Raw genomic sequence first — 9,190 nt, forward strand, 5'->3', positions numbered from 1 at the left:
CTGATCTCCGGTCGGGTGCCGGAGGTGTCCCACAAGGATCTCGCCGCCGATCGCTACAAGGATGAGTGGCGCTTTCAAGCCGCATAAGCCGCTGCTCCTGCTGCGATACTCAAGCAGTCCAATCGCAAACTACTCCATGTCGGTGGAGCAGTTTGCGATTGCAGCTTTGGCAATCCCTATCCAATAGCTCCGGCATACCATGCTATGGCGTCGGACCTTGAGGCCGCTGCACCCGACAAGGCTGTCTGACCACCGCGGTCTGAACGTGAGAGATTAGAATGTCGGCGGCGTACAGGCACTCACAACCTCACACGGCACCGGGCCAACGCATCGAAAGCGATGCGGTCTCCAGCTTTCGAAGTAGTAGGCGTCACCCGGCCCAAGAATCCGCCGCTCGTCGTCGACTGTGACTTCCAGGCGCCCGCTCAGAATAATGCCACCCTCTTCGCCTTGATGCGTCAGAGGAACCTTGCCGGTATCTGCGCCAGGTTCGTATCGTTCCTTCAGGATCTGGAGCGCACGACCGAACAGGTTGTTTCCGACCTGGCGGAAGGAGATCTTGCCTTTTCCGATTTCGATCAGCTCATCGGAGCGATAAAAGGCCTGTTTCGGCTTCTCCGGCTCGAGAGCAAAGAACTCTGCCAGACCAATCGGGATGCCATCCAGAATGCGCTTGAGCGCACCAACCGATGGATTGGTTTGATTGGATTCAATCAATGAGACCGTCGAATTGGTGATGCCTGCACGCTTGGCGAGCTCGCGCTGGGACAGGTTATGGAGACTCCGGACATAGCGAAGCCGACCGCCTAGATCGAATTCCATCTCAGCACCGCAAACCGTGTGTTTCAGTTGTTCGAAATAAGACAAACATACTGGAATGCGATTAGCAATATCAGATACTTAGCGGAGCAAAGAAAAGGACTTGTTGCCTTCTCGTGATCATGGCCATGATCTGCCATCGAAAGGATCACGGTCATGAACGCTCCTCAAAGACACAACAGCTTCCGGCTCGACAGTTACTGGATGCCCTTCACGGCAAATCGCCAGTTCAAAGCCTCGCCCCGCCTGCTCGCGAGGGCGGAAGGGATGTACTACACGAGCGATGACAACCGTCAGATCCTTGATGGCACGGCAGGTTTGTGGTGCGTCAATGCTGGTCACGGCCGCCGCGAGATCGCAGACGCGGTGGGGCGGCAACTCTCGATGATGGATTATGCCCCATCGTTCCAGATGGGACATCCGATTGCGTTCGAGTTCGCCGAGCGTCTGGCCGCCATCGCACCGGGTGGGCCGAGTGCTGGTCTTGACCGCGTGTTCTTTACCGGATCGGGATCGGAATCCGTCGACACCGCTCTGAAGATCGCCATCGCTTATCAGCGCGCCATTGGTCAGGGCACGAGAACGCGCCTGATCGGGCGAGAGCGCGGCTATCATGGCGTGGGCTTTGGGGGCATCACTGTCGGCGGTATCCTGAACAACCGCCGCGTGTTCCCGCAGCTTCCCGGCGCTGACCATCTGCGGCATACCCATGATCCGGCTCGCAATGTCTTCGTGAAAGGACAGCCCGAACATGGGGCTGAGCTCGCGGATGACCTCGAGCGCCTCGTGGCTCTCCATGGAGCAGAAACGATCGCAGCCTTGATCGTCGAGCCTGTGGCAGGCTCAACCGGCGTTCTCATCCCGCCGAAGGGTTATCTTGAGCGCTTGCGGACGATCTGTGACCGCCATGGTATCCTGTTGATCTTCGACGAAGTCATCACAGGCTTCGGACGGCTCGGTGCGCCATTTGCTGTCGACTACTTTGGCGTCGTCCCTGACTTGGTGACCACGGCCAAGGGTCTGACCAATGGTGCCATCCCCATGGGTGCCGTGTTCGCTAGCCGGAAGGTGCACGATGCGCTGATGCAGGGGCCGGAGAGCCAGATCGAACTGTTCCACGGCTATACGTATTCAGGCCATCCGGCAGCCTGCGCTGCGGGACTGGCGACTCTCTCGATCTATCGTGAAGAAGGCTTGCTCACCCGCGCATCCCAGATTGAGTCCTATTGGCACGATGCAATCCACGCGCTGAAAGGACTGCCGAGCGTCATCGACATTCGGACCATCGGTCTGATCGCTGGCATCGAGTTGGAAAGCCGCACGGGAGCTCCGGGCAGCAGGGCGTACGATGCTTTCGTCGACTGCTTCGAGAGAGGGCTGCTGATCCGCGTCACAGGCGACATCATTGCCCTCTCGCCGCCACTGATCATCGAGACGTCTCAGATCGACGCTATTGTCGAGACCTTGTCTGAGGCCTTGAAGCGGGCTGCCTGATCTCGACGCCAGTGACCGGGTCTGAGACTGCCGCACGACGAATTGAGGCCGTGTCCGGATCGGGACACGGTCTCCATATTTTCTTGGCTCCGTTGAGTGGGCAGGTGCGGGCCTAACAAGCGAACGCCCGCCCTATGGCGGGCGCGTCTTGGAGCGAGAACCGTGGCGGCTTACGCGAAAGCAGCCTGACGGGCGACACGGGCGATATCGAAACGGGCGATGCCCAGATCGGCCAGCTCACGGTCGGAGAGCTGCGCCAGCTCCCGCACGGTTTCACGGTAGAGCTTGTAGGCGCGCATCTTGGACAGGAGGTAAGTGACGAACATGGAAAGCCCCAGCAGTTGGCTGGTCACCCTGACCAGCGATCGTTGCTCTTGTTGCGATGCGGCATATAAGGACGCACGGGCGCCCTGAGGAGCAGGGATTCCTGAGGGCAGTTATGCTTCAGTGGCATAACAAACGGCTTAACAGTGATCACACGCGCGGGGGCGCAGCGCGACGTTGGCTCCCGGTCCTTTGTTCCCCTTTACCGGTTCCCTACTTTTAGCGATCTCTTCCCATTTTGAGATCTGCTCAGCCTAGCGCATCGTGCGGAAAAGTGGACCCGGTTTTCCGCACCCAACGATGCGCTCCCGCAGAGAGTGAGCATCGGACCCAAAAGTGCAAGTCCACTTTTGGGTCCGATGCTCTAGCAGACAATTAGTTCTCTTGATCGGGTCCGTGCATCGGAAGGAACAGGCGCATGATGGGCTTTGAAGATGCTTCGCCTCGGCTGAGAAGATAGAAGCAGCAGATCGTGCGGGTGAAGGGCTCCTTCTGACATTTCCCGGACCTGAGACCCTGGTTAGCTTAAGGTCTCCAAACAGTGGTTTCGAAGGGGCAAAGGAGATCCCTTGCCTCGGATCCGTACTACGTTTCCGCAATCCGGTCGATCCACTGAGCAAACAGATCGGCAATTTCCAGGCTACTAGCGAGATTGCAATGCTCTTCAACAATCTCCCTGTTCCGGTCCTGCAACAATCCACTGACAAGGTCCGGCTCAGACCCGGTGCGGTAGCGGGCTGTAAGAGTTCCGGAACGCGGGACATCATTGTTGCATTGCCTCAGACCTTGATTAGTTCGTTCAGGAACGGCAACAACATGTTCGACAGCCTGCCTTCGACGCTGCTCACCCTTTTCCTCGCTTTCTGCGTTCTCTGGCTGATTGTGCAGGCTTTCCGAAGAATGCTGTCTTCCCGCCGGAGGAGGCGAAAGCCCTCTCTTGAAGCTGTGCCGGAGTCTCACCCAAGCCTTCCTGAGCCGGCGGCCCCCCGGGCGGCAGGTTCCGTCTCCACCATTCCGGATGCAGCGGACGTTCTGGCTCTGAAAGCCGCCATCGACAACCTGGCGCGGCAGGTTGCGGCGCTAGAAAAGCATCTGGCGTCCGGACCAGCAATCCCCCAGCCGACCCAAGCGTCCCCAAGCGAGAGGATCGTTGAGCCGAGGCCCGAGCTGCCACCCGTGACCCCGGATCATCGGATCTGAGACAGGGATCAACCCGATTGAGGGAACCATGAAGACTGGATTTCTATCGGATTACGCAGGGCCCGTGTCGCTGAACTCATGGGGCAGGTGAGCGGGGCAGGTGAGCCGCCTTGCGACAACCCTCGAGAACACCCCGTACGTTCGCCTGAAGGGGTTTAGATCAACCGCCGCAGCACTGGAGGCCCTGGCAGGGGCCAAGCGGCGGCGGAGCTATCGGGATTTGTGACGGCTTACCGTGCCCCGCTACCCAGTCAGTTTGATAATCAGATGGTAGAAGCTCATGAGGCCGAAGACTGCTGCTAAGCAGGCCAAGCCTGCCAACACGAATGTCTCAAGTGTCGAGAGCTGATAGCAGCTGTAGTAGCCGAACAGCTGACACCACAACTCCGCCCAATTGCTGAACTGAGCCATTGTTGGCCTCCCAAGCTGGTGAACAGCTTAGCAAGGTATTCTGGCTTAGGAAGTATTCTCGTGCTGAATGAGCCGACACTAACGCTCGATCCTGCTCGGATACAAAGCTGACAGGCTGCTTATACAAAACCCCGCCCGATGCTCAGCCGGGCGGGGTTTTCGTTAAAGGCCCGTTAACCATATCGCGGCGACCATGCTCTGGGGCTGTGAGAGTCCCAGCGCAGTAACTGTCTCGTAACCACAACTTGAAGCGACCCTGATCCAATCCAGGCATGCGGCGTTCTCCGTCTGCTTGAACGGGAGAGGACTGCCCATGACCATTCTCGATCCGATCACCGGGAATCTCGTCACCATCGACACCTCGATCAAACCGCGCCCTTGAGCGCGCCCTGGATTACCGGGAGGGGATGATGAAGCGATCCGCCGCACGACGGGCCCGGCGCTGGGTTCTTCGAGAACTCAGCCGCTGGCTGGATCAGCATCAGCCAAAGGAGACCTTCGGAGCGGCTGCTGACGGGCTTAGGCTGAAGTCTACGGCCTCTCAGGGCCTGGTCCGCTGGACTGCCCTGATCGCGAGACCCCGATGCCGGCGTGATCGGATGAAGCCTCCTTGATCACGCCGGCATCGGGCTTTCGAGAGCCGGTCGGGCCGGAATTTCGCGGAAGGCTTGTGTGGCTCAGCCGAAAGAAGAAGCCCTACTGGAGTGGGGCCTAACCTGAGGATGAGCCATCTACTCTCGGGGAGCAGGTTGACCAGCCGACTTGAAATTCAAGTTCCGAGCTGCGTTCTGGGCCATCTGGAAAATCGCTACGGCTTCGGGGCCGCTGAAGGCCATGAAGATCTTGATAGTCTCGACACCACCGCCTCCGGTCGCTGCCATAGCAGCGGCTATTGCAGCCTCGGGGTTGGGGGCTTCTGCAATGAGGAGCCAGTCATACTCGCCAGTGGTCATGTACCATGAGATCAACTTCGCGCCGAGGGATTCAGAAAGTTTAGCCACTGACTCAGTGCGGTCTAGGGAGCGGGAGCCTTGGCCCTGGAAGGGTAGCCGTCATGCTCCAGGCCCACATGCCCTGCTGCGGTCCATGCGGCTCCTGATGAAGGTTGCCGATGTAGGTATCCCACCTGCTATCGCTCTCCCGATCCGGATCGGCAGAACAACGTGGAGGCCAAGGGGGCGTTCCATGCTTGTGGTAATCGGCGTCTCCCTACGTTTCGTTCAAAACCCCACGTCAACCCAGCAGGGTGAAGGAGACCTTCTAATGGGTCTTACGGTGAGCCGCCCAGATTGCGAGCGAGAAATTCTTGCGCACGGCGCAGTGAGTCTTGAGCGGTCTTTTCATTATGTTCGAGCCGGAAGCCCAGAACTGACTGCGCCGCACTCCAGTCGGGCTCAACGACGCCATGATGAGCATCCCGATAAACCACGAGGTCTGTCGCCGCACTTTCATTTGTGTGGCCCGCCGCCAGTTCCTCGCAGGCCTGTGCGAGATGCCACTGATCGTTTTGCCTGATCATGATCAGTAGGGGGAACATGATCTTGCCGCTGAAGGTTGCGCAGCATGAGTAGTATGCGACACCGGCCTTGAACGTCAGGTTCTCCGGGTTGACCACCGTTGAACCTCCTAGAGAATCGGCTACGGAGAGGACAAACATTGCCGCCCGTAGATATTCCAAGAACCCCGACACGGTTTCGGTCCACAAGAGGCAGGCTCGCGAGATAGTAGAGGCCACCGTATGCGTCCAAAGCGCGGTCTACAGACGCCGCATCCTTCGCGCAGTTTGCTCGGCCCTACAGGTCGTGAGGCTGTCAACCGAGAGTGCAAGGTAGCCCCACGAAGCCAGAACTTGCGGCAGGGTTTCTTGGGCGTAGGGGGTCGGTCCGCAGCCATGGAGCACCACCACGGCTGCGGACGGGCCGTTCCCCTGTGGTTTCGCGAGGTATCCCTGGAGATGATCCCCAGGAGTTGGTCTTGGGTCTTCACCCCGCGCACGTGCCCGCTGCTCCATAAGCCTCCCAAGCGGGCAAGGCGCACTCTCGAACTCAACCTTCTCTGCGGCGGGAGGAGCCGAGCTATGTAACAACAGAGAGTAAGCGGCTTGTCGCGTTACCCGCACCAATGGCGCTTGCGGGTTTCCCATGCTTCGCGGCCATCCTGCCAGGAGAGGACGCCCGAAGTCCGCAGGATCTCGCCAACGTTGTGTCCCATGGCGCGGTTCTTTTCACCAACGGCCGAGGGTCACAACAGCGCATTTTTATACCAGAAGCTGAACCTAATTTGCCTGTATCACCCAAAGTGGTCAATTGATTTAAGCTCCACATGGCCTGACCCTTATCTGATGGGCGCGGGGAGCCAATGAGTGACTGGCTTGGACTTACCTTTGAGGAGGTAGAGTCATGGGACAATTTCCTCTGCGACTAAAAGCAAGGCATGGCCTCATATTAAAACATCTAACCTGGATCGCGCTCTTCTCGCTTGCAGCATCTGCGCTAGGAAATCACGCGGCCGCACAGTCAGAAGAGTGTGCTGCTGGTTATGTTTGGCGGGAAGCCTTCGAAGGTGATCATATATGCGTCAGTCGGGAAACGCGCGAACAGGCTAGGACCGACAACGCTAATGCTGCGAATCGGCGGGTAAGAGCTGATAGTGATGAATGCGTTCAGGATTTTGTCTGGCGGCTGGCCCATCCACAGGATCACGTCTGTGTTTCTCAGGCTACGAGAGACCAGACAGCAAGAGATAATGAATCAGCCTACAGTCGGCTTGCTTCGCGACCATCCGAAGCCCTGTCGCCAGGGGCGAGAGGCGCATTGCCACTGCCACCCGCAAAGGTAGGGTGTCAGATTTTTAAGGATGGCGCATGGCGCGATACACCCTGCGCGACAAAGGAAGAAACCGAAAAGCTGCCGCCTCCTACCCCAGCACTTTCTATACAAAATCGAGAAACCTTCTTCTTCCTAAAACCAGGTAGATACACTCCGTACACGGTACCCGTTCAGTTTGGCCTGATGGGCATTGAACTAGAGTCCGATCCTGCTCTCGGGACCGTTACCGATGTGCAGCCGCCCGGCCTCTGCCCGGGTACCACCACTACAATACAAACTCCCGATAGTTTCAGTGTTCAACTGAATACAAACTTTTTTAAGACTGGCTATGGCGGTAGCGGTTGGGTGCAGTTTGTGCTTCAGACCGGAAAGCAAATCTCCGCTACCAAAGACTTTCTTTGTGTATGGAAGATCGATGTCAGCGTGGCGCTCGCAACCGGTAATGCCAATGGTTACGAGCCCATCTGTACAACGATAGAGCACGACAGGAACTTCCTTGGCCGTGGTGGAACAGGAGGACGGATAGTCGTCGCGGGGATCACACGCCTTGATCGTGATACAGGTGGTCCCTTGCTGTCAACATGGATACAATTGCCATGGGGGTCGTATGGCACCGCCGTTACAACAACGGATACGATTACAGGTACGACACGAGGATTATCAGGGGACTCCAAACAATACCCGTTGGGTTTAAGCGGCAACTGGACACAGGTGAGTGGTGACATCTACGGAACCGGTTGCGGCTCACAGGCTAGATTTACAGGGGCCAGAATATTCGAATGGTTGTATGCGTCCACATGTACAACCTACCCGTATTGGTGCTCAGCCCCATGGAATCTATATAGTCTGTCGAATTTCGCACGCCCGGTTCCGGACCCGTTTGTCACGGGCGAAAGCAACAACCTAGTTCCTGTCTTTGATCCGACGACTGGGCAATTTACGACATTCGGTTGCACATATACGACGACATGTGAGCGCACGGCACGTTTTAGATCGCCGGTTGCCGGTCCAATTAGTGGTCAGATACCAACCGAAGTAAGTGGACCGTAAATCACGCGACCCACTTTGGCGTTGCTTTGAGATCCGACTGTTGCGTGCGTGCAGCGATCTTGGTGATCACTCTGCGCAAGGCCACCCGCAGTAGCGAACGAGCCCGCTTCTTGCCGCCGGCGAAGGTGTGGCCATCCACGGTAACCGCTTGGCTTGGAGAATACTGCCGGTATGGCGGCACTCTCCAAGACCATAAGAGCATGGGCTTCATGAGTGCTCTGCATCGGTGGCGGGGAGGGAGAGCGCTGCCAATCGCTTGACGAAGTGGCGTAGACCCTGGTGGGCTCAATTGAGGTCCTCTGGTCTGTCTGTCCAGAACATCTCGCGCTGCTGATATTCCAGCGGATACGCGGCTTTGATAGCTGCACCTTTCATGGTTATCGGGGCCGTGTTGCGGATAATCTCGGCAAGGGGACCGGCAACAGTTATGAGGAAGCGGTCCTGTTCTTCCAGGGCAGCTGTCACGCCATGCTTATCGAATCTCCCTCATAGCATTGATCTCTCAGGTTGCTGTAGGCCTCCTGTTCCTCATCTATTCGGCGCAGAAACTCCTCCCGTTCCGTGTGCGGAGTAGGGATGCGATAGCTGCATCAGACGTCGTTCGATCTGGGCATTTGGGAAATCGTTGTGCGCCATAGCATCTTGATACTTGGTTGATACTTGGACCATGTCTCGATACGCGCAAGCCGCGAAGATCGATTTGGTCCCTTCTAAGGATCTTACCCTCATAACTGTTGAGGGCGAACTCCAGTACGGCGATGGCGACATCTTCAAGCAGAAGGTGTTTCTCGTCGAAGAGGCCTTGGTCTTGTTCAACAGCGTAGGCGGGAACTTGATTGCTGGAATTGAAATCGGGAAAGCCATTCGGCTCAAAGTTTTCGACACCGTTGTTCCTGACGAGATGCTCTGTGCCTCCGCCTGTGCCCTACAGCCTCGGACGTGAAAAGTAGATTTGCACTGTTGGGACCGATCCGATGCTTTCTCCTTCAATGAGAGCATCGTTCAGGCGACCCGAAGGGCCGCGCCAGCGAATAACCGGATCCACTTTTCCGCACGATGCTCTA

Annotated in this window: 7 protein-coding genes and 1 pseudogene; 2 read left to right on the top strand and 6 right to left on the bottom strand. The window is 57.4% G+C overall.

Annotation, left to right across the window (positions count from 1 at the left end):
* Positions 1–273 precede the first annotated feature (273 nt).
* On the bottom strand, positions 274–822 hold the full coding sequence (locus DC522_RS31320) for a cupin domain-containing protein (RefSeq protein ID WP_116532370.1): 549 nt from the start codon (positions 820–822) through the stop codon (positions 274–276).
* 153 nt (positions 823–975) lie between these two features.
* On the opposite strand from DC522_RS31320, the gene DC522_RS31325 reads away from it, so the two are divergent.
* Entirely contained in the window at positions 976–2,313 is a 1,338-nt protein-coding gene (locus DC522_RS31325; protein WP_116532371.1) for an aspartate aminotransferase family protein, read from the top strand.
* A gap of 170 nt (positions 2,314–2,483) precedes the next feature.
* Here DC522_RS31325 and DC522_RS31330 read toward each other — a convergent pair whose 3' ends face one another.
* Positions 2,484–2,639: a DUF1127 domain-containing protein gene (locus DC522_RS31330; RefSeq protein WP_116530854.1), complete on the bottom strand. Its 156-nt coding sequence runs from the start codon at positions 2,637–2,639 to the stop codon at positions 2,484–2,486.
* A 655-nt stretch (positions 2,640–3,294) separates the two neighbouring features.
* Here DC522_RS31330 and DC522_RS31335 point away from each other — a divergent pair.
* Entirely contained in the window at positions 3,295–3,837 is a 543-nt protein-coding gene (locus tag DC522_RS31335) for a hypothetical protein (RefSeq protein WP_116532372.1), read from the top strand.
* 243 nt (positions 3,838–4,080) lie between these two features.
* Here DC522_RS31335 and DC522_RS35200 read toward each other — a convergent pair whose 3' ends face one another.
* The 4 genes and pseudogenes from DC522_RS35200 to DC522_RS31360 all read right to left on the bottom strand — a co-directional run bounded on the left by DC522_RS35200 (position 4,081) and on the right by DC522_RS31360 (position 8,591).
* Positions 4,081–4,248: a hypothetical protein gene (locus DC522_RS35200; protein WP_165820403.1), complete on the bottom strand. Its 168-nt coding sequence runs from the start codon at positions 4,246–4,248 to the stop codon at positions 4,081–4,083.
* A 731-nt stretch (positions 4,249–4,979) separates the two neighbouring features.
* A pseudogene (locus tag DC522_RS31345) lies at positions 4,980–5,252 on the bottom strand (GYD domain-containing protein); the annotation flags it as partial.
* Positions 5,253–5,518: 266 nt separating this feature from the next.
* Positions 5,519–5,863 carry a dienelactone hydrolase family protein gene (locus DC522_RS31350; protein ID WP_165820404.1) on the bottom strand — a complete coding sequence of 115 codons (345 nt, stop codon included), beginning with the start codon at positions 5,861–5,863 and terminating at the stop codon, positions 5,519–5,521.
* A gap of 2,548 nt (positions 5,864–8,411) precedes the next feature.
* Entirely contained in the window at positions 8,412–8,591 is a 180-nt protein-coding gene (locus tag DC522_RS31360; protein ID WP_116532377.1) for a hypothetical protein, read from the bottom strand.
* Between the last annotated feature and the right edge of the window lie 599 nt (positions 8,592–9,190).

This window comes from Microvirga sp. KLBC 81, from assembly GCF_003075415.1.
Lineage (GTDB): Bacteria > Pseudomonadota > Alphaproteobacteria > Rhizobiales > Beijerinckiaceae > Microvirga.